At 60.7% G+C, this 24,518-nt stretch carries 19 protein-coding genes and 3 pseudogenes; 13 read left to right on the forward strand and 9 right to left on the reverse strand.

All coding sequences use genetic code 11. The features are described 5' to 3' along the window. The first annotated feature begins 142 nt into the window (after nt 1–142). Entirely contained in the window at nt 143–1,348 is a 1,206-nt protein-coding gene (locus RX328_RS04845; RefSeq protein WP_213248396.1) for an efflux RND transporter periplasmic adaptor subunit, read from the forward strand. A 9-nt stretch (nt 1,349–1,357) separates the two neighbouring features. After that, nucleotides 1,358–4,513, forward strand: coding sequence for a multidrug efflux RND transporter permease subunit (locus RX328_RS04850; RefSeq protein WP_213248394.1), 3,156 nt, complete (start codon nt 1,358–1,360; stop codon nt 4,511–4,513). A 62-nt stretch (nt 4,514–4,575) separates the two neighbouring features. On the opposite strand, the gene RX328_RS04855 is transcribed toward RX328_RS04850, so the two are convergent. Next, the gene (locus tag RX328_RS04855) at nt 4,576–5,187 is read right to left on the reverse strand and encodes a TetR/AcrR family transcriptional regulator (protein ID WP_213248392.1); all 612 of its coding nucleotides are present in this window, start codon (nt 5,185–5,187) and stop codon (nt 4,576–4,578) included. A gap of 97 nt (nt 5,188–5,284) precedes the next feature. Between RX328_RS04855 and RX328_RS04860 the strand changes: the two are divergent. From RX328_RS04860 to RX328_RS04875, 4 genes and pseudogenes are all read left to right on the forward strand, one after another. Further along, nucleotides 5,285–5,713 (forward strand): annotated as a pseudogene (locus RX328_RS04860) (aldehyde dehydrogenase family protein); the annotation flags it as partial. Nucleotides 5,714–5,719: 6 nt separating this feature from the next. Next, the gene (locus tag RX328_RS04865) at nt 5,720–6,601 is read left to right on the forward strand and encodes an SDR family oxidoreductase (RefSeq protein ID WP_213248821.1); all 882 of its coding nucleotides are present in this window, start codon (nt 5,720–5,722) and stop codon (nt 6,599–6,601) included. A gap of 159 nt (nt 6,602–6,760) precedes the next feature. After that, the gene (locus tag RX328_RS04870) at nt 6,761–7,129 is read left to right on the forward strand and encodes a nuclear transport factor 2 family protein (RefSeq protein WP_213248390.1); all 369 of its coding nucleotides are present in this window, start codon (nt 6,761–6,763) and stop codon (nt 7,127–7,129) included. 11 nt (nt 7,130–7,140) lie between these two features. Then, nucleotides 7,141–7,860 (forward strand): NAD(P)H-dependent oxidoreductase, encoded by a 720-nt coding sequence (locus RX328_RS04875; protein WP_213248388.1) that lies wholly within the window; start codon nt 7,141–7,143, stop codon nt 7,858–7,860. A 116-nt stretch (nt 7,861–7,976) separates the two neighbouring features. On the opposite strand, the gene RX328_RS04880 is transcribed toward RX328_RS04875, so the two are convergent. Beyond that, a complete protein-coding gene (locus tag RX328_RS04880; RefSeq protein ID WP_213248386.1) occupies nt 7,977–8,486 on the reverse strand; it encodes a PadR family transcriptional regulator in 510 nt (169 codons plus the stop codon). 79 nt (nt 8,487–8,565) lie between these two features. Between RX328_RS04880 and RX328_RS04885 the strand changes: the two genes are divergently transcribed. Beyond that, complete coding sequence (locus RX328_RS04885; protein WP_213248384.1) at nt 8,566–8,739, forward strand: hypothetical protein; 174 nt, start codon at nt 8,566–8,568, stop codon at nt 8,737–8,739. A gap of 239 nt (nt 8,740–8,978) precedes the next feature. Here RX328_RS04885 and RX328_RS04890 read toward each other — a convergent pair whose 3' ends face one another. Further along, a complete protein-coding gene (locus tag RX328_RS04890) occupies nt 8,979–9,914 on the reverse strand; it encodes an alpha/beta fold hydrolase (RefSeq protein ID WP_213248382.1) in 936 nt (311 codons plus the stop codon). A gap of 214 nt (nt 9,915–10,128) precedes the next feature. After that, on the reverse strand, nt 10,129–11,403 hold the full coding sequence (locus RX328_RS04895) for a serine hydrolase domain-containing protein (RefSeq protein WP_249726153.1): 1,275 nt from the start codon (nt 11,401–11,403) through the stop codon (nt 10,129–10,131). Nucleotides 11,404–11,845: 442 nt separating this feature from the next. Here RX328_RS04895 and RX328_RS04900 point away from each other — a divergent pair, with 442 nt between their 5' ends. Continuing rightward, nucleotides 11,846–12,910 carry an IS110 family transposase gene (locus RX328_RS04900; protein ID WP_317258619.1) on the forward strand — a complete coding sequence of 355 codons (1,065 nt, stop codon included), beginning with the start codon at nt 11,846–11,848 and terminating at the stop codon, nt 12,908–12,910. 720 nt (nt 12,911–13,630) lie between these two features. On the opposite strand, the pseudogene RX328_RS04905 reads toward RX328_RS04900, so the two are convergent. Further along, a pseudogene (locus RX328_RS04905) lies at nt 13,631–14,655 on the reverse strand (IS110 family transposase). A 353-nt stretch (nt 14,656–15,008) separates the two neighbouring features. Between RX328_RS04905 and RX328_RS04910 the strand changes: the two are divergent. The 5 genes and pseudogenes from RX328_RS04910 to RX328_RS04930 all read left to right on the forward strand — a co-directional run. Continuing rightward, entirely contained in the window at nt 15,009–15,836 is an 828-nt protein-coding gene (locus RX328_RS04910; protein WP_108523393.1) for a Crp/Fnr family transcriptional regulator, read from the forward strand. 645 nt (nt 15,837–16,481) lie between these two features. After that, nucleotides 16,482–16,844: a cache domain-containing protein gene (locus RX328_RS04915; protein ID WP_249726911.1), complete on the forward strand. Its 363-nt coding sequence runs from the start codon at nt 16,482–16,484 to the stop codon at nt 16,842–16,844. A gap of 378 nt (nt 16,845–17,222) precedes the next feature. Further along, nucleotides 17,223–18,929: an adenylate/guanylate cyclase domain-containing protein gene (locus RX328_RS04920; protein ID WP_213254066.1), complete on the forward strand. Its 1,707-nt coding sequence runs from the start codon at nt 17,223–17,225 to the stop codon at nt 18,927–18,929. Between the two features lie 433 nt (nt 18,930–19,362). Then, entirely contained in the window at nt 19,363–20,100 is a 738-nt protein-coding gene (locus tag RX328_RS04925) for a 50S ribosomal protein L11 methyltransferase (protein ID WP_213254065.1), read from the forward strand. Between the two features lie 262 nt (nt 20,101–20,362). Continuing rightward, a pseudogene (locus RX328_RS04930) lies at nt 20,363–20,556 on the forward strand (transposase); the annotation flags it as partial. Between the two features lie 201 nt (nt 20,557–20,757). On the opposite strand, the gene RX328_RS04935 reads toward RX328_RS04930, so the two are convergent. Genes RX328_RS04935 through RX328_RS04950 form a run of 4 tightly spaced genes read right to left on the reverse strand, consistent with a single transcriptional unit; the run spans nt 20,758 to nt 24,488 of the window. Then, nucleotides 20,758–21,552: an inositol monophosphatase family protein gene (locus RX328_RS04935; protein ID WP_213254064.1), complete on the reverse strand. Its 795-nt coding sequence runs from the start codon at nt 21,550–21,552 to the stop codon at nt 20,758–20,760. A 42-nt stretch (nt 21,553–21,594) separates the two neighbouring features. Further along, complete coding sequence (locus tag RX328_RS04940) at nt 21,595–22,740, reverse strand: tetratricopeptide repeat protein (RefSeq protein WP_213254063.1); 1,146 nt, start codon at nt 22,738–22,740, stop codon at nt 21,595–21,597. A gap of 9 nt (nt 22,741–22,749) precedes the next feature. Beyond that, nucleotides 22,750–23,460 carry a thiamine phosphate synthase gene (locus tag RX328_RS04945; protein WP_213254062.1) on the reverse strand — a complete coding sequence of 237 codons (711 nt, stop codon included), beginning with the start codon at nt 23,458–23,460 and terminating at the stop codon, nt 22,750–22,752. Nucleotides 23,461–23,462: 2 nt separating this feature from the next. After that, nucleotides 23,463–24,488, reverse strand: coding sequence for a class I fructose-bisphosphate aldolase (locus RX328_RS04950; protein WP_213254061.1), 1,026 nt, complete (start codon nt 24,486–24,488; stop codon nt 23,463–23,465). Nucleotides 24,489–24,518: the final 30 nt, after the last annotated feature.

The raw sequence follows: 24,518 nt of genomic DNA on the forward strand, positions 1-24,518 counted from the left end.
TGGGCCGCCGCGGAACCATATTGCATCGCAGTACGCTTTCCCTATCCTATCTGCCATCAACCGTGAGTTCCCGATACCGCTTACGACAACGTCGCGGATGCTCAATTCGCGCTCTCCAACTTGAACTGGGGCAATGCTTTCAATGTCCGGACTACGAACGCAATCGGCATGCATCGTTGTGATGTTGACTGCGATGGCGCCGCTGTTGGCTGGCTGCAATGAACCCATCGCCGCAACCGCAGCGGCAAAGCCGCCCGAGCCTGAAGTAGGCACCTTCACCATCAGATCTCAGGCCCGCGCCATCGTTCGTGAATTGCCCGGCCGAATCGCACCCACCCGGGTCTCGGAAGTCCGTGCGCGGGTTTCAGGCATCGTCGTCGAGCGCCTGTTCCAGCAGGGCACCGAGGTGAAGGCCGGCGATCCCCTGTACCGGATCGACCCCAAACCGTTCGAGGTGGAACTGCAGGCGAGTGAGGCCGCGCTGGACAAGGCGGAAGCCGCGCTCGATCTCGCCACCCAGCACGCCCGGCGCATTGCGACGCTGACCAGCCAGCGCGCCGCGCCCGAGGCAGAGAACGAAAAGGCCATCGGAGCCCAACGCCAAGCTGAAGCTGAAGTTGGCAGCCGCAGGGCCGATGTCGCCCGCGCGAAACTCAATCTCGATTACGCAACGATCCGTGCGCCAATCAGCGGCGTCGTCGGCGCCGCGCTGGTGAGCGAAGGCGCGCTGGTGGTGCAGAACGAGACCACCAGCCTCGCCACAATCCAGCAGCTCGACCCGATCTACGCCGACTTCACGCAATCGATCTCGGAAATGAACAAGCTGCGCCGTGCGCTCGAAAGCGGCGACCTCGACCGGATCGCGCCCGACGCGGCCAAGGTCCGCCTCGTGCTCGACGATGGCACAGTTTATCCGATTTCCGGCAAGCTTCTGTTTTCCGATGCCAAGGTCGACGCCTATACCGGGCAGGTCACGCTGCGCGGACAGTTTCCGAATCCGAATCGCGAACTGCTGCCGGGCATGTATGTCCGCGTTCTGATCGAGCAGGGCATCGATTCCGATGCCATCGCCGTACCGCAACAGGCGATCCAGCGCGATGCCGGTGGCGGCAGCGAAGTCTTCGTGGTCAAGGACGATGGCCGCGTCGCGACGCAGCCGGTCCGCACCGGCCCGATGCAGGACGGTCTCTGGTTGATCAGTGAGGGCCTGAAGGAGGGCGACCGGATCATCGTCGACGGGTTCCAGAAGTTTGTTCCCGGCGACAAGGTCAAGGCGAAGGCGTGGATCGATGCGGATGCCTCGGTTGGTACGATACCGGGAGCACCGGCAGCACAAGCGTCCCGCTGAGACCGGGACATGCCCAGCTTCTTCATTGACAGGCCGATCTTCGCCTGGGTGGTCGCGCTTTTCATCTGCCTGATCGGCGCAATCTCGATCCCATTGCTGGCGGTCGCGCAATATCCGATCATCGCACCGCCCTCGATCTCGATCTCGACCAGCTATCCCGGCGCGTCGCCGGAGAACCTCTACAACAGCGTCACGCGGCTGATCGAGGAGGAGCTCAACGGCGCCTCCGGCATCCTCAATTTCGAATCTACCTCTGACTCGCTGGGGCAGGTCGAAATCATCGCCAACTTCGTGCCCGGCACGGAGACGGGCGCGGCGTCGGTCGAAGTGCAGAATCGTCTCAAGCGCGTCGAGGCGCGGCTGCCGCGCGCGGTGATCCAGCAGGGCATCCTGGTCGAGGAAGCCTCCTCCGCCGTGCTGCAGATCATTACGCTGAATTCGACCGACGGCTCGCTCGACGAAATCGGCCTCGGCGATTTCATGATCCGCAACGTGCTCGGCGAGATCAGGCGCATTCCCGGCGTTGGCCGCGCCACGCTTTATTCCACCGAACGTTCGCTGCGGATCTGGGTCGATCCGGCCAAGCTGGTCGGCTACGGCCTCACTGCCGACGATGTCAACAAGGCGATCTCGGCGCAGAACGCCCAGGTCGCCTCGGGCAGCGTCGGCGCCGAGCCGAGCACGCCGGAGCAGAGGATTTCCGCGCTGGTGCTGGTCAAGGGCCAGCTTTCCTCGCCTGACGAGTTCGGCGCGATCACGCTGCGCGCCAATCCGGACGGTTCCACGGTGCGGCTGCGTGACGTCGCCCGCATCGAGATCGGCGGCTTGAGCTACCAGTTCAACACGCGGCTCAACGGCAAGCCGACTGCGGGCCTTTCGGTGCTGCTGTCGCCGACCGGCAACGCGCTGGCGACCGCCAGCGCCGTCGAAGCCAAAATGAAGGAACTGTCGAAGTTCTTCCCGGCCAATATCGGCTACGAAATCCCCTACAACATCACACCCGTCGTCAAGGCTTCGATCAACAAGGTGTTGATGACGCTGGTGGAAGCGGTGGTGCTGGTCTTCATCGTGATGTTCCTGTTCCTGCAGAACATCCGCTACACCATCATCCCCACCATTGTGGTGCCGGTGGCGCTGCTCGGCACCTGCGCGATGCTGATGGCGGCCGGCTATTCCATCAACATGCTGACGATGTTCGGCATGGTGCTGGCGGTCGGCATTCTCGTCGATGACGCCATCGTGGTGGTCGAAAACGTCGAGCGGATCATGGCGGAAGAGGGCCTGCCGCCGAAGGAGGCCACCCGCAAGGCGATGTCGCAGATCACCGGCGCCATCATCGGCATCACGCTGGTGCTGATGGCCGTGTTCGTGCCGATGGCGTTCTTCCCGGGATCGGTCGGCATCATCTATCGCCAGTTCTCGGTCACCATGATCTCGGCCATCGCCTTCTCCGCGTTGCTGGCGCTTTCGCTGACGCCGGCGCTGTGCGCGACGCTATTGAAGCCGGTCGAGGCTGGCCACGGCCATGCGCGCAAGGGCGTGTTCGGCTGGTTCAACCGTGTGCTCGAGACGAGCCGTGGCGGCTATTCGCGCACCGTGCGGGGCTCGCTGAAGCGCACCGGGCGTTTGATGCTGATCTACGCCGCGCTGCTCATCGGCCTCGGCTGGGCCTTCGTCCGGCTGCCCGGCGGGTTCCTGCCGGTCGACGACCAGGGCTTCATCACGACAGACGTGCAAACGCCGTCCGACTCTTCCTATGCCCGCACCGAAGCGGCGGTCGAGGCCGTGGAGAAGTATCTGCTCAATCGCGCTGGCGTCGAGGACGTCACGTTCCTCACCGGCTTCAGCTTCCTCGGCCAGGGCATGAACACTGCGCAGGCCTTCATCACGTTGAAGGACTGGTCGGAGCGGGGGCGCAAGGATTCCGCCGCCGCGATCGTCGCCGACATCAACCGCGAGCTCTCGTCAATCCGTGACGCCAGGATATCGGCGCTGCAGCCGCCGCCGATCGACAATCTCGGCAATTCCTCCGGCTTCTCGTTCCGCCTGCAGGACCGCGGGCAGAAGGGCTATCCGGCGCTGGTCGCCGCATCCGAGCGGCTGATCGCTGAAGCCAACGCCAGCCCCATCTTGCAGAAAGTCTATGTCGAGGGCCTGCCGCCGGCGCCGCAGGTTAATCTGGTGATCGACCGCGAGAAAGCCGGTGCGTTCGGCGTCACCTTCGAGGACATCAACCAGACGATTTCGACCAATCTCGGCTCGAACTATATCAACGACTTTCCGAACCGCGGCAGGATGCAGCGCGTGATCGTGCAGGCCGACCGCGTCAGCCGCATGAACGCCGACGACATCCTCAACTACAACGTCAAGAACAGCCGCGGGCAATTGGTGCCGTTCTCCGCCTTCGCCACGGTGCAGTGGTCGAAGGGGCCGACCCAGATCGCGGGCTTCAACTATTATCCCGCCGTGCGCATCTCAGGCGAGGCCAGGCCCGGCTTCACCTCCGGCGATGCCATCGCAGAGATGGAGCGGCTCGCGGGCAAGCTGCCGCGCGGCTTCGGTTTCGAATGGACCGGCCAGTCGCTGCAGGAAAAGCTGTCGGGCTCGCAGGCGCCGTTCCTGCTCGGCCTCTCGGTGCTGGTGGTGTTCCTGCTGCTCGCCGCTCTCTATGAGAGCTGGACCATTCCGCTTGCGGTCTTGCTGACGGTGCCGCTCGGCATCTGCGGCGCGGTGATTGCCGCGACCATGCGGGGGCTGCCGAACGACGTCTATTTCACCGTCGGCCTGATCACCATCATTGGCCTGGCGGCGAAAGACGCCATCCTCATCATCGAATTCGCCAAGGATTTGCGTGCGCAAGGTAAGCCGCTGATTGAAGCGACGGTCGAAGCCTGTTCGTTGCGCTTCCGGCCGATTCTGATGACGGGCCTGGCCTTCGTCTGCGGCGTGCTGCCGATGGCGATTGCGACGGGAGCCGGCGGCGCCAGCCAGCAGGCGCTCGGCACCAGCGTGATGGGCGGCATGATCGCGGTGGTGATTTTGGCGCTGTTGATGGTGCCGGTGTTCTTCGTCAGCGTGCAGCGCGTGCTGGCGGGGGACCGTGAGAAAGTGGAGGAAGTGGCGGGAGCCGAGGTGGTCGGCCGGCCGGCGCCGGTGAAGTCATAGGCCGAGTGTTTAGCGCCAACCGGTTTGCGGCCATGAGCGGATCTTATTGCATGCAGCTAGTGTCATGTTGCTGGGTTCCCCAGCCCTTCCACCAGCGTACTCAAGGCCGCATCCAAGGGGGCCGATCCCACCTTCTCGGGCACCAAGAGCCCATCGATCGCAAGCATGGTCATGCCGTGGACGAGCCCCCAGCCGGCTGCCGCCTGACCTTCTATCGGCCGCTTGCGAATGCTCCCCGCGGCGTGGCCGCGCCGGAGGATTTCGAGGAGAACATCGAACACCGCCAGCCCCCGCTCATTGAGATGTATTCCCACCGATTTCCCCTCCTCCGCGCTAAACATCAGGCGGTAGAGAGCCGGGTTGTTCGTTCCGAACGCGACGTAGGCACGAGCTACCGTAGTAATTTCGTCGCGCAGGGATTTTGGCGCTTTGGGCTTCGCGGCCGATAAAGACTCCCGCAGCCGGTCGAACCCAATCATGGCGAGTTCTGCAAGCAGCGCGGCTTTGTCCGGAAAGTGCTTGTAGGGGGCCGCATGGCTTACGCCAGCTCGGCGGGCGACTTCCCGCAGCGTGAACTGCCAGCCTTTCTCCTCCCGAAGCATATCTAACGCCGTCTCGATAACCGCGCGACGGAGATCACCGTGGTGATAGGGGCGGTTGGGTGCGTCCTGCATCGTACCTCAAAGTTTCTTATGGATACATTGTTGACAGTGGCTACTTAAGCGCCTATGTCGAGGGCGTAAGTTTCTATTGTCTACATCGGAGTGGACCATGAACGCTACCGGAAAAGTCACCGACGCTGATCGGCTCGGCGGCCTCCTCGCCAGCCAACGTGCTGCCTTCCTACGTGAGGGGGCCCCTTCGCTGGTGCAGCGGCGCGCCGATCTGACCAAGTTCCGAGCCGCGATCATCGGCCATCGCAAGGCGATCGAAGACGCCATCAATGCCGATTTCGGGCATCGCTCGAGGTATGAGACGGCGATCATGGAGGTGGCGGGGGTCGCCGAAGGCACAAAGTATCTGATCCGTAAACTTCGCAAATTCATGAAGCCGACCCGCCGACACGTTGCGCTGCACATGCGCATCGGCAACGCCCGCATCCAATACCAGCCGCTTGGCGTCGTCGGAGTGATGTCGCCTTGGAACTATCCGGTGAACCTCGCGCTGATGCCGGTTGTCACGGCCATCGCCGCCGGAAACCGAGTTATGCTGAAGCCCTCGGAGTTCACGCCTGTCACGAATTCGCTACTCGCGAAGACCGGCGGTGGCACCGGGCTCGGCAAGGCCATGGCAGCGAAATTTCTCAGCCTCGGCGCAGACATTCACATTTGCGGACGCCGCAAAGGCGTTTGCGAGGAGACCGCCGCCGAGTTGATGAAACTTCATGGCGGCAAGGTCACCGCCCACGGCGTGGACATCCGCGACGCCGCGGCTGTCGACGCCATGATCGACTCCGCCTTCAAAGACCGTCCTCTCACCGATCTCATCAACAACGCCGCTGGCAATTTCATTTCCCGCACGCAGGATCTCACGCCACGCGGGTTCGATGCTATCGCCAATATCGTGATGCACGGCACGTTCTACGTGACCCACGCTGTCGGCAAACGCTGGATCGCCGGCGGACATCGCGGCAACGTTGTCTCCATTACTGTGACATGGGTACGTAATGGCAGCCCGTACGTGGTGCCGTCCACCATGAGCAAATCCGCGATTCACGCCATGACCATGTCGCTGGCCACGGAATGGGGTCGCTACGGCAACCGCCTCAACACCATCGCGCCGGGAGAAATTCCGACCGAAGGCATGAGCAAGCGTATCAAGCCCGGCGACGAGGCCGGTGCGAGGACCGTCGCTGCGAATCCGATGGGCCGCGTTGGGGAAATGAGCGAGTTGCAAAATCTCGCGACCTTTCTGATCTCCGGCGGCTGCGACTGGATCAACGGCGAGACCATCGTGATGGACGGTGCCCAGGCGCTGGCGATGGGCGGCAACTTCTACGAAGTGCGCGACTGGAAGGATTCAGATTGGGCCGCAGCGCGCGACGCCATCATGGCTCAGAACGAGAAGGACAAGGCGAAGCGTGGTTAGCGGTCCAACTGGACGCAAAGCGCGCCATCAATCAGGGAACACGGCTTGCCGCGTCGATCTGAGCACGCAATCCGGAATTCCAAAGACGAGGAAGTCACAATGACTGGACTGCCCCATCTTCACCCGGCCGCCGCAGCATCTCTGGAGAGGTGGCACGCTATGATCGCAAGGAAAGATCTTGGCGAACTTCCCTCGATCACTCATCCGGAAGTGGTCCTCCGTTTCCCGATCGCATTCAATCCCTACCACAGCGTCGAAGCGTTGGTTCTCGTCATGAGCAACGCGGTTCAGATTTTTGAGGATTTCAACTACCATCGTCAGGCCGCGACTGCCGATGGCCGGAATGTCGTTCTCGAATTCAGCGCCAAGGTTGGCGGCAAGATGGCCAAGGGAATCGATTTCATTCGCTTTGACGACGACGGCAAGATCATCGAGTTCGACGTGATGATGCGGCCGCTCAATGCCGCGCAGGCGCTTGCCGCGGAAATGGCGAAGCGCGTCTCCGGCGCGCTCCCTTCGTTCAAGTGAGGTGAGATGAGATGCGTGTTCATCTGGTCCATGCGCACCCTGAGCCGAACTCCTTTGTGAGCGCGATGCGCGATGTTGTTATCGACGAACTGAAGGCCGCGGGTGCGATTGTCACCATTTGCGATCTCTATCACAACGGTTTCAACCCTGTTCTCTCCGGGAACGATTTCACTTCAAGAAGCCGACCCGATTACTTGGTATACACGCTCGAACAACGGCACGGCTACACTACTTCGACGCTGGCTTCCGATGTTGCCCGCGAGGTAGAGAATGTACTGACGGCGGACCTCATCGTCTTCACGTTTCCAATATTCTGGTTCAGCGTTCCGGCAATTCTCAAAGGCTGGATCGACCGTGTCTTGCTGTGCGGCCCGATGCATAGCGGCAACCGGGGGTTTTACGATCTGGGTGGTCTCAGGGGTAAGAGAACATTTACTGCAATGGCTCTCGGCGGGCGCCGAAATATGTTCGGACCAGACGCCCTCCACGGAGAGCTCGAGACTGGGATGATGCGTCATTTCTTTCAGGGGACGTTAGGCTATGTCGGACTAACCGTACACAAGCCATTTGTCGCCTATCATGTTCCATATGTTGCGGATCGCGAGAGGCAGGCACAGCTGCAGGATCTGCGAGTCTATCTGCGTGAACTCGACCGCCAACCCACCCTTAAATTTCCCGAGCTTAGAGATTTCGACGATGTGCTTACGCCAACGCGCGACCGTGCTCGTTAGCGGGTAGTCCGGCCAATTGAGTTGCTGAGCGTGGCGCTGACGTCATTGTCGCGCAGGGTGGTAAGGCGGCGCCCAAGGCTATCCGCCTCCTTTTCATAGGGGGCTGGATCATCAGCTCAGGATGCTTTCAGGATTGAAATTGCCTCCTCGCAAAAGGCGATACGCTGGGTCTCGAAGTCGATTCCCGCCTTGAGCACGAGAAGACGAAGCTTTTCATCCCGCGTCATTGTCTTTTGCGAGAAATCCCTGGCCTCGATTTCCCGGTAGACCTTGAGCTTTTCGCGGTGTTGTCCGGCAAGTCTCTCCAGCTCTTCGATCAGGCGTGTGGGGCCGATGACGGCTTCCGCCCGAAGCCGGACCATCAGCTCATCGCGAATCGGAGACGGGGCCTGCCTCTCCGTAAGCCAACGTCGCAGTTCCTCGAGTCCGGCGGGCAGCACAAGATAAGTCTTCTTGCCGCCTCGCGCGCCGTCGACGAGAGAGCCTTGAACGAAGCCGGCGGCTTCGAGACGGGCAAGCTCCCGGTAAATCTGCTGATGAGTCGCTTGCCAAAAATAGCCGATGGAACGGTCGAAGCGTTCGGCCAGTTCGGATCCGGAACAGGATCGTTCGATCAATGCGGTCAACAGTGCGTGGGGCAAGGACATCGACGAAAGAGTCTCAACATGACAGTAGAGCTTGTCGCATCAGCTATGGACGAACTCAATGGCGAAGTGGCCGAACTTCTCGGCTGAGATTGGCTTCAAAATCGCGGTGGTGATTCTGGCGCTGTTCATGGTGCCGGTGTTCTTCGTCTCAGTGCAGCGCGTGCTGGCGGGGACCGAGAGAAGGTGGAGGAGGCCGCGGGAGCCGAGGTGGTCGGCCCGCCGGCGCCGGTGAAGTCATAGACGCTGTCATGCTCCGTGACCCCGCGACGCCAGGGCTTCGCCGGGACTTGCGGCCTCGGGCCGTCGAGAAGCCTTGGCGCAGGCGGCGGCCGATGCATCCAGTCCATGAAGCCAGAAATTTGCTGGGCTGACGCCGCGCCAGAGTCCGCTATGCCCCGATAGCCGACGTGCTACTGCATAGCAGCGAAACGACGCTATGTGCCAACAGCAGACTCATGCACCGCATGCAGTTCATTGCTTTGCAATGAATGCAAGCACCTTCTCATTGAAGGCGTGGGGGTTCTCAACCTCCATCTGATGAGATGCCGCCGGAATCGTTGCACGTTCTACGCTCAGTAAGCAGTGCTCCAGTCTGTCGTTGATGAGACGGAACATCTTAGGACTGCGCTCCCCGTCGAGGAGCAATGTTGGCGCTTTCACTTTCTGCACATCCTCGCATGTGGTGGGCGGGTAGAGGTCTCGCGATGAGGTCGCGCCTTTTAGTTCTTGGGCATTATCCATGAGGCGCTTCAGAACGGGAGGTGCGAGTTTCTCGTACGAACCCTCGCCCAACACGCCGTTCACAAATCGACGCACTCCTTCTTCGTCATTCCCCTGCTTGAAAGCTTCGCTCGTAGCGATTGATCTCGTGATAGCGGCGGTAAGAAGAGCATCTCCTTCAGGTGTAGTTTTTAGTAACGGCATTATGGGCGGTTCGCCCAGCGTCAGACTGCGAATGACCTCAGGGTGATCTCGTGCGACTAGGAACGCAATAAACGCCCCATACGAATGACCAATGAGATGAACCGGGGTTAGATTAAGTGCCTTGATGAAGGCAGCTAGGTCTCTCGCATGTATGGTGACAGAGAAATCTGTTGAATCTTTGGTCCATTCATTTGGATAGTGATACCGACGACTGTACGAGATTAGTCGATATCCCTTCGACAACGCCTCAAGCTGTCCATCCCACGTGCGGTAATCCTCCAGTGTGCCGTGCACCAACACCACTGGAATTCCTTGCCCGAGTTCAATGTAATGCAGTGTAAGGCCATTAATTTGCACCTCCCTTGTTTGCATCTCAGAAGAGGATGCGCCTTTCTGCTGCGCGAATGACGGACTCGCGACGAAGAACATGGCTGCTACCGATACGAGGACAATGTATTTCAGGACGAGCGTTCTCGATTGCATATGACTCTCCTGGTGTTGTGATTGTTGCCGGTTCAACTCCTCGAAAAAGCGCGGTACAACCAAGTCTTGTCAGCCTCATATTGCTGACCTCGGTCACGGAGGTTACCAAAGTGATGCGTTTCGTCTTTGTTCGCTCTAATCGCCATCGCGCTTTGGCACATTGCTTGCGCATGACCTTTTCGGAAGACCGGTGTCCACTCTTCCGGATCATGCGTCAGGCGATAGCGGCATAGAGACCGCTCTCGAACTTGGCGAACAGCTTCAGGACCTGATCGTCGGCGAACGGCAGGAGCTGCGTCATGATCGTGCCGGTCACACGCTTGTTCGGATCAATCCAGAAGTAGGTGTTGAACAGCCCGGCCCAGGCGAGGCTACCCGCGCTGCGTCCGGCGGGGCCGGGTTCAGTGTTGATGTCGAACGACAGTCCCCATTTCTGGGTCATGCCGGGGAACAGGTTCGCATCGTTCGAGCTTTCCGGTCGCACTGTCTTCAACGTGACCACGTTGAGATCCCCGATATGGTTCTGCCGCATGAGCGCCACGGTCTCGGGCTTCAGCACCTGCGCGCCGTTGAACGTGCCTTCGTGCAACAGCATCTGCAGAAACGCCATGTAGTTCCGCGGCGTGCTGAAGAGCGCACCGCCGCCCATGAAGAATTCGGGCCGCTGCGGCATTTCGAAGGCCATCGGCTTGAGCGAGCCGTCGCCCTGGCGGCTGAACATCGGCGCAACACGGGCCTTTTGCGAGGAGCTGATCAGAAAGCCGGTATCCGTCATGCCGAGCGGCGTAAAGATCTTCTCCTTGAAATAGACCTCCAATGACTGGCCACTCACGGCCTCAACCGCCTTGCCTACCCAATCAATATTGATGCCGTATTCCCAGCGATCGCCGGGATCGAACACCAGAGGCGCGTTGAAGGCGGCATTCTTGCATTGGCCGATGAAGGGCGTTCCCGTGACCTTCTCAAACTGCGTCATCGGCTCGCTCCAGATACTGTAGGTGAAACCTGCGGTGTGAGTGAGGAGGTGGCGCAGTGTAATCGCTCGCTTGGCGGGGCGAAGCTTCGGTGCGCCGCTGGCGTCGAATCCTTCAAACACCTTGGGTTGCTCAAGTTGCGGAAGCAGCTTGCCCATCGGCTGATCGAGCTCCAGCTTGCCCTGCTCGACCAGTTGCATGCAGGCCGCGCCCGTGATCGCCTTGGTCATCGAAGCGATCCAGAACACGCTGTCCGTGGTGATCGAGGGCCCAAACGCGCCCACGTAGACGATGCCTTTGTCGTTTGCCGCGATGGCGACGAGGCCCGGCACGGTCCGCGCGTTGACGGCCTGCCGCAGCGCCTGATCGACATCCCCAAGCGCGGGGCTCAGGGCCGGTTCGGAAGCGGCGGCGGCCTCCGCACGTCCAACGGTGATTTTTGCCATCGATGATGCCGCCGCCAATGACGTCATGGCTTTCAGAATGGTTCGACGGTCTGGATTGCTGTATCGCATTGTTTCCTCCTTGGCCGCTATTGCTTTTGATTGGCTATTAGAGGTGGTGTGGTTGGCGACCACAGCGCGAGACTAGGATTCGGCACAATGGTCCGCAACCACAATTCGCTTGCCGCCAGCGATGCCGACTGAACCAACCTGCGCCGCGGCGCCGAGGAAGGGGCATCCTCCCATTTCGATTCTTGCCAACAATGTACGACGCGCGTTCGCGCGCTCACGGCGAAACAGGAGGGTACAGGGAATGTCAGCTGCTTTGCCCTATCCATAGCCTCGCACGCAGAATGAAGGAGCATACGAGCTTCGGTCGGAACGGGTACGCCACTTGCACCGGCATTCCCTACGCGATGCTTTCACTGACGTCGGCTAATGGGATGGTCCGGCCGTGCTCCGGCCCTGCCAGCACGAGAAGCTGGCAAGGGGCGCTCAAGACAAGGAGCACGCCATGTCTCAGAAAATCAACGCAGCGATCGCCGTGATCGGCATCGATATTGGCAAAAACTCGCTCCACATCGTGGGTCATGATCACCGCGGTGCCATCGTGCTGCGGCAGAAGTGGTCACGCGGCCAGGTGGAAACGCGGCTCGCCAACCTGCCGCCGTGCTTGATCGGTATGGAGGCCTGCGTAGGCGCCCATCATCTCAGCCGCAAACTCCAGATGCTTGGCCACGACGCCCGCCTGATGCCGGCGAAGTACGTGCGCCCGTATTCGAAGGGACAGAAGAATGACTTCCGAGATGCGGAAGCCATCGCCGAGGCGGTCCAACGCCCGACGATGAAGTTCGTCGCGACCAAGACCGCCGAACAGCTCGCCCTTCAGGCACTGCACCGCGTCCGCGATCGATTGGTCGGTCAGCGTACCGGCGTCATCAATCAGATCCGTGCGTTCCTGCTGGAGCGGGGCATCGCCGTGCGGCAAGGCCTGCATTCCCTGCGGTTCGAGTTGCCGGGCATCTTGGCGACACGCATCGATGTGCTCTCGCCTCGCATGTCGCTCATCATCGAGGGCCTGGTGGAAGACTGGCGCCGGCTGGATCAGCGTATCGAGAGGCTATCTAGCGAGATCGAAACACTAGCCCATCAAGATGAGGCCTGCCGGCGACTGATGACGGTGCCTGGTATTGGCCCGATCATCTCGAGCGCAATGGTGGCCGCGATCGGCGCTGGAGACGTGTTCTCGAAAGGCCGCGACTTCGGCGCCTGGCTTGGACTTGTGCCGAAGCAGACATCGACCGGCGACCGCACGATCCTCGGCAGTATATCAAGGCGCGGCAATCGCTACCTGCGCGCGCTGTTCGTGCAAGCCGCTTGGGTTGTGCTGGTCAAGATCAGGTGTTGGGAGCGCTATGGCCTCAACTCTTGGATCCGAGCCGCCAAGAAACGATTGCATCACAACGTGCTGGCGATTGCGCTCGCTAACAAACTCGCCCGAATTGCCTGGGCGGTCCTCAACAAGGGACGCGCCTTCGCGAGCGTCAAGACGGAGGAGACAGCGTCCCGACCTGCTTGACCCTCGCGCCGTGCGCGGGGCCGTCAAGGCGCAGCCTGGCAGCAGAGAGCAAGACGTCAGGAAAGCACGACGGCCGGCCTTGACGACCCCTTGCGCGCGGCGCGTCTGCGCGCGCAGGCCGGGACGAAGGAACGACCGCCAGGCACGAACAAAGGAACAGCGCGAAGTGAGGAGCTATCGATGACGTAACAACACCCCTTACCCGCCGAGGTCTGCGAGAAGATGAGACGACGATGGAGAATCGGTCTTCCCGGCGCATGCGAACACTGGTGACCCAAATGGCCCGGTCGAGGCCTGTCCGCTAACCAGATCACATGCGCGCTGATATCCATGATGGCCCGGAGCACTGCGCTCCTAGCAGAGGCCGGATACATTGATGCAAGACCGCATCTACCGGATCGTCGAAATCTTCTTGCACCGCACGGCCGGACCATACATTGGGTCATGTGTGGACGACGCCCGCGTTGCAAGAAGAATCTGACGTTCGGCTCGCGGTCGGGTACAAGTCATGTGTCCGGCCTGTTTGCGCGGCACCATGACCGCTGGCCCTGATGTAGTCCGCGGATCGGGTCCCAATCATTCGCAGGGGCTTTGCCGCCCATGACCCAGAAGCGGGTTGTCCCAATCGACGGCTCGACCGTTTCGCATCACGCCATCATCACCCTCGCAATTCGGTTGTCTTGCTCCGCCGTCGCCTCAGGCTCCTATTGCCAAGCCTCTTCAGGCGGCTGCAGCAAGCTCCGGCGCTCGATAGTATCCTCCCTTGGCCATGATCGCCCAAGCGATGCGCGCCATCTTGTTGGCAACGGCAACGGCGACGAGCTTGGCCGGCTTCTTGGCCAGCAGCCTCATGACCCAGGGATGCTTTTGCGGCTGCTGCCGGGCGTGTCGAACAACGGCTGTTGCACCGATGACGAGCAACCGTCGGAGATAGCACCTGCTTGGAGATGCCGCCGAGCCGCTCCTTGCCCCCGTCGAATGCTGCCGCGGCACAAGTCCGATCCATGCCGCAAAATCCCGACCGGATTTGAAGTCACTCGGGTCTGTGACAGTAGAGGCAATGGCCGTGGCCCCGATCACGCCAATCCCGGGCACGGTCTCGAGGCGGCAGCTCATGTCATTGGCACGATGATGGGCGTGAATGGCGCGATCCAGAGTCCCGATTTGCAATTCCAGAGCAGCGAGTTGATCGACAATGGCCTGCAGCGCCTGTTTCATCGCAGATGGAAGAGCTTCGCGGTTACTTTCGTCCGTGATGATCGCGGCAAGCCGCGCGAGACCTTCGCGCCCTCGTCTCCGCAACGAGGCCGAACTCGGCAAGGTGGGCTCGGAGCGCATTGATCAGCTGCGTGCGCTGACGGATTAAAAGATCCGGCGTTCGATGCAACATCAGCAAGGCTTGCTGATCGGCCGACTTAATCGGCACGAACCGCATTGATGGGCGTGTCACGGCCTCACAGATGGCGGCTGCGTCGGCAGCATCGTTTTTCGACCGTTTGACATAGCCCTTCACGTAACTTGGCGGCATCAGACGCACGGTGTGACCGAGCTTGGAGACTTCACGCGCCCAATGATGAGCGGTTCCGCAGGCTTCCATGCCGACCAGGCAAGGGGGAATCTTGCTAAAGAAGCCAATGACCTGCTTGCGCCGCAACTGACGAGTGATGACGACCTTACCCGCACGATCCACGCCGTGCACTTGGAACACGTTCTTCGAGATCAACGCCGATGGTGCTAACCTGCATGTGGACGACCCCCTCCGGTGATTCGTTGTTGAACAATCACCCTTTGGCACATTCGATGCCGGGAGCGGGCGTCGTCCACCACATCATTCGCGTCGGTTTGGCCTGACCACTGTGACTTCCGGTCTACCCGGTGAAGGGACATTCTCAGGATAGGCGGGCATGTCTCAAAGGTGCCAGGAACGACATCGGAGATGCCTTCGAGACTACGCGCCAGGCTCTAGAATTCAGGGTCGATGAGCGGGAAAAATGCTGAAAAAGTTGACGATTTTCCCCAATAATTCTGCCAAATATTGGCGTTTCGACTTTTGAGGTTTACCCGACGAATTCCGACGGCTTTGCGCGAGGAGTATCTGATGAACTCGAGCAGCAACGCAGATTTTTCGACAATACTAAACCGCATTCTTGATACGGCGGCGGACAATCTCAGGATCGCAAAGATTCTGGTTCAAATGGGTCTCGATCCCAACAACATTACCTACGATGCCCTACTCAACCGGCTGCTAGAAATTGTGCTGGCCAACATCACGCTTGCCAATATGTTCGCTGTGATTGGTGCCACCTTTCTTGTAGCTACGTTGCTGATGCATACAATGGTGCCGCTGCGCATCGCGAACATGGTCGGCTGTACATTCTTCGTCGTCTTTGGCGCGCTCTCCGGAAGCGTCGGGACTTTTATCCTGTATCTGCTTTTCCTGCCGATCAATGCAATTCGCCTCCGCCAAATGCTCAAACTGATCAAGAGGGCACGCATAGCCACAGAGGGCGATACCTCATTGGAATGGCTCAAACCTTTCATGACCGAGCGCAAATATCGCAAGGGCGACAAATTGTGCAGCAAGGGCGATGCAGCCAACGAAATGTTTTTGATCATCACCGGAAAATTCCTGGTCACCGAATTCAGCGTAGAGCTTCCGCCTGGAAGTCTGATGGGCGAGCTTGGCTTCCTGACGCCGAAAAATCGACGGACGGCGACGATCGAGTGCATCGAGGGCGGCCATGTGCTGACAATTGAGTATGATAAGTTGCTGGAGATTTACTTTCAAAATCCGGAATTTGGTTATTACTTCCTCATCCTCACCAGTCACCGCCTGCTGGAGAATAATGCAAAGCTTGAAGAAATCATCGCACAGAACAAAATCGCACCGCCGATTGCAGTCGCGAGCGGTACGGTTGAACTTTAGAGGATGCTGAGCGAACAAGCCGATGTCCGCTAATCTGATGGTCCGGCCGTGCTCCTGCCCCGCCCGCGATACGCTTTGCAGCGGCGGCCAAATGCTCTCGATGTCGCAAATGGGTAATCAACTGACCTCCGGCGCCGGACGCGCTTGGTCCGCTCTGGCATAACTACGGACATTGGCGAAATGCGCGGGCGAGTCTGTTTCGTGCCATCACCCGACTCATGCACCGCAGCAAACAGCATCTCTATTAGATCTCTCGCCGGTGATGGAGAGTACCTTTCAGGGCGGTACTCCATTCGGCCTTACGCGCAGTGCCGAAAGCCGATATGATGAACTCGCGGACAAGCCTGCGAGGCTCTCCGATAGCTGCCCCTCAACACGAGGACGCACCGAAATCCGGTCGCTGCAACGGGCAGCGCAGTGGGATCGGCAGCTACAACAATGCTTGTAAAAATCAAACCTACGTTTCGCGGGTGTCGCAGCAGCCAGTGTCTGCACTGCGGTGCTGCACGCCGCGCGAGCCAACCAGGGAGGAAGTCCATGCCTCGTACACTCATGATTGGCGCAGTATCGGGCGCAGCCCTCACTTTGTCAGCGGCCACTTTCGCGCAGCAAGCTCAGTTCGGCACGCCCCAGGAGGCCAGGGCAATGCTCGATAAGGCAGTCGTTGTCTTAAAGGCGGACCAACCGGTGGCCCTGGCGATGTTTCTCAAGGGAGAGGGCGGGTTTCGAGATCGCGACCTTTATCCGTTCTGTTTCCGAACCGGGGACGGGAAGGCGCTTGCGAGTCCGCCTTCCGTTCCAGCTGGCACGGACGTTAGAACCCTGAAGGATGCAACCGGCAATGCATATGGTCAGGAACTCTATGCTGCCGCGCAGAAGCCCGAAGGTCAAATCACCGAAGTTAGCTACATGTTTGTAAGGCCAGGCGCCGACGCAAAGCCGCTACCTAAGGTGAGCTTCGTAACCAGGGTCGGCGAACTCGGCTGCGGCGTCGGATACTACAAGTAACTAACCCGGCCGTGCCGTAATGCGGGCAGTGACGGCCTGACCACCGCCCATCGGTTTCGCAAGTTCTTTGAAGGGCGTGACCCCACGCGGGACCGCGCTACCCCGGCCTCTAAACGTATTTTCAATCGCGCAATCTCGGCTTGATTTTATGCCGCTCGGTACACACAAAGGGCGGTGCGCCGATAGGCCAGAAGCAAAACCTCAAACTGCGAATGTTTGACGATGCCCGCTTCAGCCCCGTGAGCGGACATTGTCAGCTAGACCGGTCATGTCCGGAAAGTGCCCATTAGCCGACATGACCGTTCCACGCCGGCCGCATCATTGCCCAGTCGGCTAAGCCCCTTTACGATCAGGAAACGGGGGGGCGGAGATACTCCATTGACCCGTGAGCAGCGCCGCTTAGCAGCCATCTTTGCAGCCGACGTGGTCGGCTATTCCCGCCTGATGGGGCGGGACGAAAGTGGTACCGTGGCGCGCCTGCGGGAACACCGCAAACTGCACCTGGAACCTGTGTTGGCCGACCATGGCGGCCGCTTGGTTAAGCTGATAGGCGATGGCGCCCTGGTGAAGTTTGCCAGCGCCGTCGATGCACTAGGCGCTGCCATCGAGTTCCAGCAGGTCATGGCCGAGGCCAATCGTGACCAGCCCCAAGACGATGCCATCGTGTTCCGGATCGGCCTGCATCTCGGCGACCTGATTGTGGACGGCGACGATCTCTACGGTGACGGCGTGAACGTAGCCGCGAGGCTGGAGGCCGAAGCGCAGCCGGGTGGCATCGTGATTTCGGGTGACGTGCACAATGCCGTCGCTGGCCGATTGAAGGCGACCTTCGTGGCCTTAGGAGAGCTGTCGCTTAAGAACATCGAGCGGCCGGTGCGCGCCTTTGGAGTGCAGATGGACGGTATCCCGGCCACGGCGGCCCCGCCCCACGCCACTGACGTGCTCCTGACACTACCCGACAAGCCATCCGTCGCCGTGCTGCCGTTTGAGAATATGAGCCGCGACCCGGAGCAGGAATATTTCGTCGATGGTCTCGTAGAGGATATCATCACGGGGCTTTCAAGTTTCAAGTCGCTCTTCGTCATCGCGCGAAATTCGACCTTCGCGTACAAGGGCAAATCGCCAGACATCCGGCAAGTCGGGCGCGAACTCGGGGTGCGCTATGTGCTTGAGGGTAGCGTCCGCAAAGTGGGCAATCGCATTCGCATCACCGGACAGCTCATAGACGCAGCTAACGGCACACATTTGTGGGCAGACCGCTTTGATGGCGCGCTCGAAGACGTGTTCGAGCTTCAAGACCGCGTGACCGAAAACGTAGTTGGCATCATCGCGCCGCGGGTGGAGCAGGCCGAGATCGAGCGCGCCCGAAGCAAGCCTGCGCGCAATCTGAAGGCGTACGATCTGGTCTTGCGCGCCGTTGCGCTGACGCGAACCCGACGGCGGCCCGAGGTCGAGCAGGCGCTCGGCCTGCTTAGACAGGCGGTGCAGATTGATCCGAGCTACGCACGAGGCATGGCCAATCTATCGCTCTGTTGCTGGATATTCATTGCTCAGGGTTTCGGACATCGAGACACCCCTCTAGTTGCAGATAACGAGGTGGCTCAAAGGGCGGTCGCGCTCGACCCGGCCGATTCCGAGGTCGTAGCCATCGCCGCCCTTATCCTCGGTGTGTCGGGCGACATGGAGACCGGCTTAGCCTTAGTGGAGAAGGCCATAGGTCTCAATCGCAACAATGCCGAAGCGTTTCGGGTGGGGGGGAATCTCTACGCGTATAGGGGCGAGATCGATAGGGCGGTCGAGCATCTGCAGCAATGCGAGCGCCTCAATCCATTGGACGCGGGCTGGAGTGGGAGTGTGGCCTACCCGATTGCCTATTTTGGCGCGGCGATCATGAGAAAGTCGTGGATTGGACAGCGCGCATCCTTCGCGAGCGCCCCAATGTCGCGGGCGCGCTTCGCTACCGCGCGGCGAGCCTCGCTCTTCTCGGCCGCACACACGAGGCGCGGCAGGTCATCGCTCGATTGCTCGAGCATGCGCCAGGCTACACCGTATCCGAGGTGCGCCGGCACCACGAGTTCGACATGAATAGCCCTTTCAAGAGACCAGATGTCGCCGAATCCCTGTACCGTGGATTGCGGCTTGCGGGCCTTCCGGAATGATGTCCGCACCCTTGTATGCCATCCAGCTATTTTTCCTCCGCGCTAGGCGAGGTGATCGAGTAAGCGGTTTCGTGATGTCCGTTCTGGGTCAATCGCGTCGGTTGCCCCACCGCTGACCACTTCCGGTCCTCCCCCAACTGCGGACATCACGCATCGGGATCACCACTTTTGAAAAATGCCAGAAGCCGACGAGTTCAGTGCGCATGCAGAAGATGCGACTGTTATTCCGGCCCCCTGTGGCGGAGCCGAACTCATATTCATCGTGGGGGCTCTCAGGCAATATTCGTGCTTCGCAAACATTGAGGAACATTCATCCGGTTTGATCCTTTACTAAGGGGCGGAGAAAGTTCAGGTGACCCTTGAACGTCGGTGAGAAGACCATCGAACGAGACGACTCATTCAGCCCAGCACGGGCTGTTTATCGCACACTGGTGCACTTCTTCTCCTACCGCTTCATTCTTACCCGTAAACAGTCAACCACGACCCACGTCGAAGGATTTGATCTCGCGGTGCTGCCATCGGTCTTCCATCCGAAGATCTTCCTGACCAGCGCATTTTTCGCGCGATTTCTGCAATCGTTAGACTTGCAGGGAAAAAACGTCGTAGAAATCGGCACCGGCTCTGGAATACTCTCACTATCGGCAGCCAAGGCGGGCGCTAAGTCGGTCATCGCCTTGGACATAAATCCGGCGGCGGTCAAGGCTGCCAACTTAAACGCAGCAAAGAATGGTTTTGAGCAAGTAAGAGCGTTTCAATCCGATCTGTTTTCCGCCATACCGGCGGAGCGCAAGTTTGATATCATCATCTCTAGCCCACCATCTTTCTCGGGTGAGCCACGCGACGATGCTGACCGAGCTTGGCATGCTGGTCCTGGTTACCGGGATATCTTGCCTCTGTTCAAGCAGTCCGCTCAGAGGTTGCACCCGAACGGAAGAATGTATCTCCTACTTTCATCAGACAGCAACCTCGCTTTGATGGATCGCCTGACCCGTTCAGCCGGCCTTAGCTCGAAGCAGATTGCAAAGCGCTCAATTTGGGTAGAGGCGTTCTATCTGTATGAGCTTTCGTTGGCAGAAACTGATCTAATACCCGATTAGGAACATCGGATTTGACGGTCTCGGCGTCGTTCCAGGACCGCCAGCCGTCCAAATTTCAAACTCTTTGGCGGCTCCCGACCACTTTCGATGTCCGTTCCGGGTCAATCGCTACACGGGCGACTCAGCGGCAAGTCTGGTCATGCCGGCTATGCCTCCGAAAGCGGAAGTAAATTCAGAGCATTAGCGGCTTCGCTAGTGACCGGTGCGGATTGATGGCGCTCCCCCGGACGTCATTCAAGCTTCGAAACCGGAGCCTCGAATCATGCGCTGCGAATTCAGCGAACATGAGTGGACCGCCATTAAGGCGATGTTGCCGAACAAGCCGCGCGGCGTTCGGCGAGTAGATGACCGCCGCGTGCTCGATGGCATCGTTTGGGTCCTGCGTTCAGGTGCGCCATGGCGCGACCTGCCCGCGACCTATGTCCCCGCACGACTTGTTACAATCGCTACCTTCGGGGGATGATGGTCTTGTCTCGCTGATTTGCCCGACGTGTCAAATGTCGATTTTGGCACTCGATGAGTGCCGGCTACTGTGCATGGGGTTGTTTTCAATATTTTGGCTGGGAGCGCCGAGGCTCCTCCGTGTCGTTCCGCCGTCTCTGGGCGACTGCATCGCCGATCCCGGATGATGACGGCGCGCGGCTTGGAACCGTCGCTCTACTTGCCAAGCGGCTCCAATATCTTCACTAGCTCCCCATGCACGAACTCATTCCCGCACACCACATCCCCGGTCTTCAGTGCGTCGTCATTGCCGCCGATGTCTGAGATCATGCCGCCTGCCTCGCGCACCATGATCTGCCCCGCTGCGATATCCCACGGCGACAGGTTGCGTTCCCAATAGCCGTCGAGGCGGCCGGCGGCGACAAAGGCGAGGTCGAGCGAGGCGGCGCCGAAGCGGCGGAAGCCGGCCACCTTGTTCTGCAGCGCGGCCATCTCGCGGTTCGCCAGCTCATGGTCGCCGCGGCCGATATGCGGCAGGCCACAGGCGACCACGCATTCGTTGAGTTGGCGGCGGCCGGCGACGCGCAGCCGCTGGTCGTTGAGGAACGCGCCCTTGCCGCGCTCCGCAATGTACAACTCGTCATTGGCCGGATTGTAGATCACGCCGGCAATGATGGTGCCCTCGCGGGCGAGGCCGATCGAGATCGCAAATTGCGGAATGCCATGCAGGAAGTTGGTGGTGCCGTCCAAGGGATCGACGATCCAGGTGTGGGTCTTGTCGGCGCCTTCGCGCGTGCCGCCTTCCTCGCCGATGAAGCCGTAGCCGGGACGTGCCTTGGCGAGGTCCTCGTACAGCATTTCCTCGGCGCGCTTGTCGGCCTTGGTGACGAAGTTCGCCGGCCCCTTCAGCGACACCTGCAGATGCTCGATCTCGCCGAGGTCGCGCTTGAGGCTGCGGCCGGCGCGGCGCGCGGCTTTCACCATGACGTTGATAATGGCTGAATACAGCATGATGTGAGCGCTTATGGTGTGAGAGGGAACGGTGCAATGCCGTCAGGGTTTAGGGACTGGGTGCCCTGCTGATGTGCCGCCGTCAAGGCGTGATTTGTCGGCGGTACCGGTCCATTTCCGCGCCGCCTCCTGCACCTTGGTGCGATCCTCGGGGCTGAGCTCCGCAAGCATTTCGTCCAGCTTAGGGTCACCCTTGCCGGCGGTCTTGGCGATGAGATGCCACTTGAAGCCCTCGATTTTGTCCACGGGTGTGCCCGCACCGTAGATCAGCAGCCAGGCCAGCCGGTTTTGCGCGACTGGGCTGTTTTGCCGGGCGGCCTTGCGCAAGAGCGCGACCGCGGCCGGCTGGTTCTTAGGCGTGCCTGTGCCGTTGAACAGCGCAATCGCATATTCGACCTCGGCGTCGACATTGTCGGCCAGCGACGCCGCCTGCAACAGCCGCACCGCCTTGTCGATGTCCTTCGGTACGCCGGTGCCTTCCTTGTAGAAGGTAGCCAACGCGTATTGCGCTTCGGGATTGCCTGCGTCGGCTGCGACGCGCAGCAGTTCGGCAGCGCGCCGGACATCCTGCGGCAGCGTGTTGCCGTCGAGATAGAGCAGCGCCAGATTGTAAGCCGCCTTCGGGTTGCCGAGCTTGGCCGCGGAGGCCAGGAGCTTGACGGCCTGTTCCCGATTGGTCGGCCCGCCGCGGCCGGACAGCCGCATCATGGCGAGTGCGAACATGCCCTCGCGGTCGCCGGCATCGGCTGCACGCTGGTACCAATCGGCGGCCTTGGCATAGTCGCGCTTGATGCCGAGCCCGTTGGCGTAGAGCTCGCCCAGCATCGTCATCGCCTTGGGGTCGCCGTTATACTGCGCGCGCGTCGTCGCGAGATCGAACGCCGTCTTGTACATGCCGCGCTGATAGGCGCCGTAGACGAGATCGACGTTGGGATCCTCGAAGGCGGCTGTCGGCGAGGGCGCGGGCGTGGGTGTCGCCGCCGGTTTGGGCGCTGCCGCCGGCTTCGGCGGCGCGGCGGGCTGCTTCGCTGCGGGCGGAGCTTTTGGCTTGGGCGGCGCTTCCTTTTTCGCCGGCGGCGGGCTGGCGGGCGGTTGCGCGGCGGGCGGCGTCAGCGAGATCTGCGCGGAGGCGCCGGCCACCGTCATCAAGAGGCCCGCAAGCAGCGATATGGGACGCAGGAGTTTCATTGTCCGGCGTTATCCGTGCCCGGCCTTGTCCGTGCCAGACTTATCGATACCAGATTTTTCTTTTCCGAACGCTGCCTCGTACGCTTGTGCGATTGCCTGCGCGGCATCGATCAGCGCAGCCTTGGCGCCACGCGGATCAGCCCAGATGAAATCGCCGACCAGCACGAAATCGGCGCCGGCAGCCGCAAATTCGGAAGCCTCCGCGCGCGACGTAGCAAAGCCGATGCAGGGCGGCTCGAACAGTTCATCCCACCATTGCAGGCGTTCGGCGATCGCTTCAGTTGATGGCCGCTGGCCCTTGGCATCGGGTTCGCCAAACAGCACGTAGTCAGCACCCGCTTCGCCCGCCGCCATCGAATCGTGCCGCGTAGCAAGACCGCCGATGCCGGCGATGCGGTCAGGCTTCAGCGACGGCAAGGCGTCTTCCAGCGCGGCGAGGCCGGTCAGATGCGCGCCGTCGGCGCCGGCCCGCGCCACCAGTTCGACATGGCCGTCGAGCAACAGCGCCGCGCCGCCGTTCTGGATCGCGGGCGCAAGTGCTTTCACGCGTGCGATCATGGTGCGCTGGTCGGTCTGCTTCAACCGCAGCAGTACAGCCGCGACGTCGACCGCGGCCAACAGCTCCGGAAGCTGATTTGCGAACTGCGATGGATCGTCCACCTCCGGCGTCGCGAGATAGAGGCGCGGCGCCGGGCGCGGCGGAACGGGTTTGTTGGACAAGTCTAGGCGACCTTCTTTTCCAGGCCGGTTTCCCACTCGCCCTTGCTCGCCAGCGCGTTCATCCGCGCACGGTGTGTGAACGCGCGCTGGCCTGCGGCGATGTTCTCGGCCTTACCCGACCACGCCTTCTGCGGCGCCGCCTGCAGCGCCCGGCCATAGGAGAAGGTCAGCCGCCAAGGCAGGCCGCCGATCCGGTTCATGGCGTTCAGATGCGCGGTCGCTTCCTCATCGGACTGTCCGCCGGAGAGGAAGGCGATGCCCGGCACGGCCGCGGGAACGCACGCCTTCAGGAGACGGACGGTTTTCTCCGCAACTTCCTCGACGGAAGCCTGCTTCGGGCACTTCTTGCCTGAAATGGCCATGTTGGGCTTCAGCACCATGCCCTCAAGCTCGACGCGCTGGATCCGCAATTCCTGGAATGTCTTGTTCAGCACACGCTGAGTAACATCGTAGCAGCGGTCGATATCGTGATCGCCGTCCATCAGCACTTCCGGTTCGACGATCGGCACGATCTGCGCCGCCTGGCACAGCGCGGCGTAGCGCGCCAGCGCATGGGCATTGACGTTGATCGCGGTCATCGTCGGAATGCCGCCGCCGATATCGATCACTGCACGCCACTTCGCGAAGCGCGCGCCGCGCTCGTAGTATTTTTTCAGCCGCTCGGCGAGCTTGTCGAGGCCGACGGTGACCAGTTCGCCCGGACACTGCGGCAGCGCTTGCGTTCCTTCATCGACCTTGATGCCGGGGATGGCCCCGGACTGCTCGATCAGCTTGACCAGCGGCGTGCCGTCCTTGGCGTTCTGCCAGATGGTTTCGTCGTAGAGGATGACGCCCGAGACGTACTTGCTCATCGCCTCGGTGGAGCGGAACAGCATTTCACGGTAGTCGCGGCGATTCTCCTCCGTGGATTCGACCTTGATGGCGTCAAAACGCTTCTTGATCGTGCCCGAGGATTCGTCGGCGGCGAGAATGCCCTTGCCTGGGGTGACCATGGCGAGGGCAACCTTGTTGAGGTCAGCAAGATTCATGGGAACGTTCTCCGAAAACATCATGCCCTT

It is taken from the genome of Bradyrhizobium sp. sBnM-33 (assembly GCF_032917945.1).
Classification (GTDB): domain Bacteria; phylum Pseudomonadota; class Alphaproteobacteria; order Rhizobiales; family Xanthobacteraceae; genus Bradyrhizobium.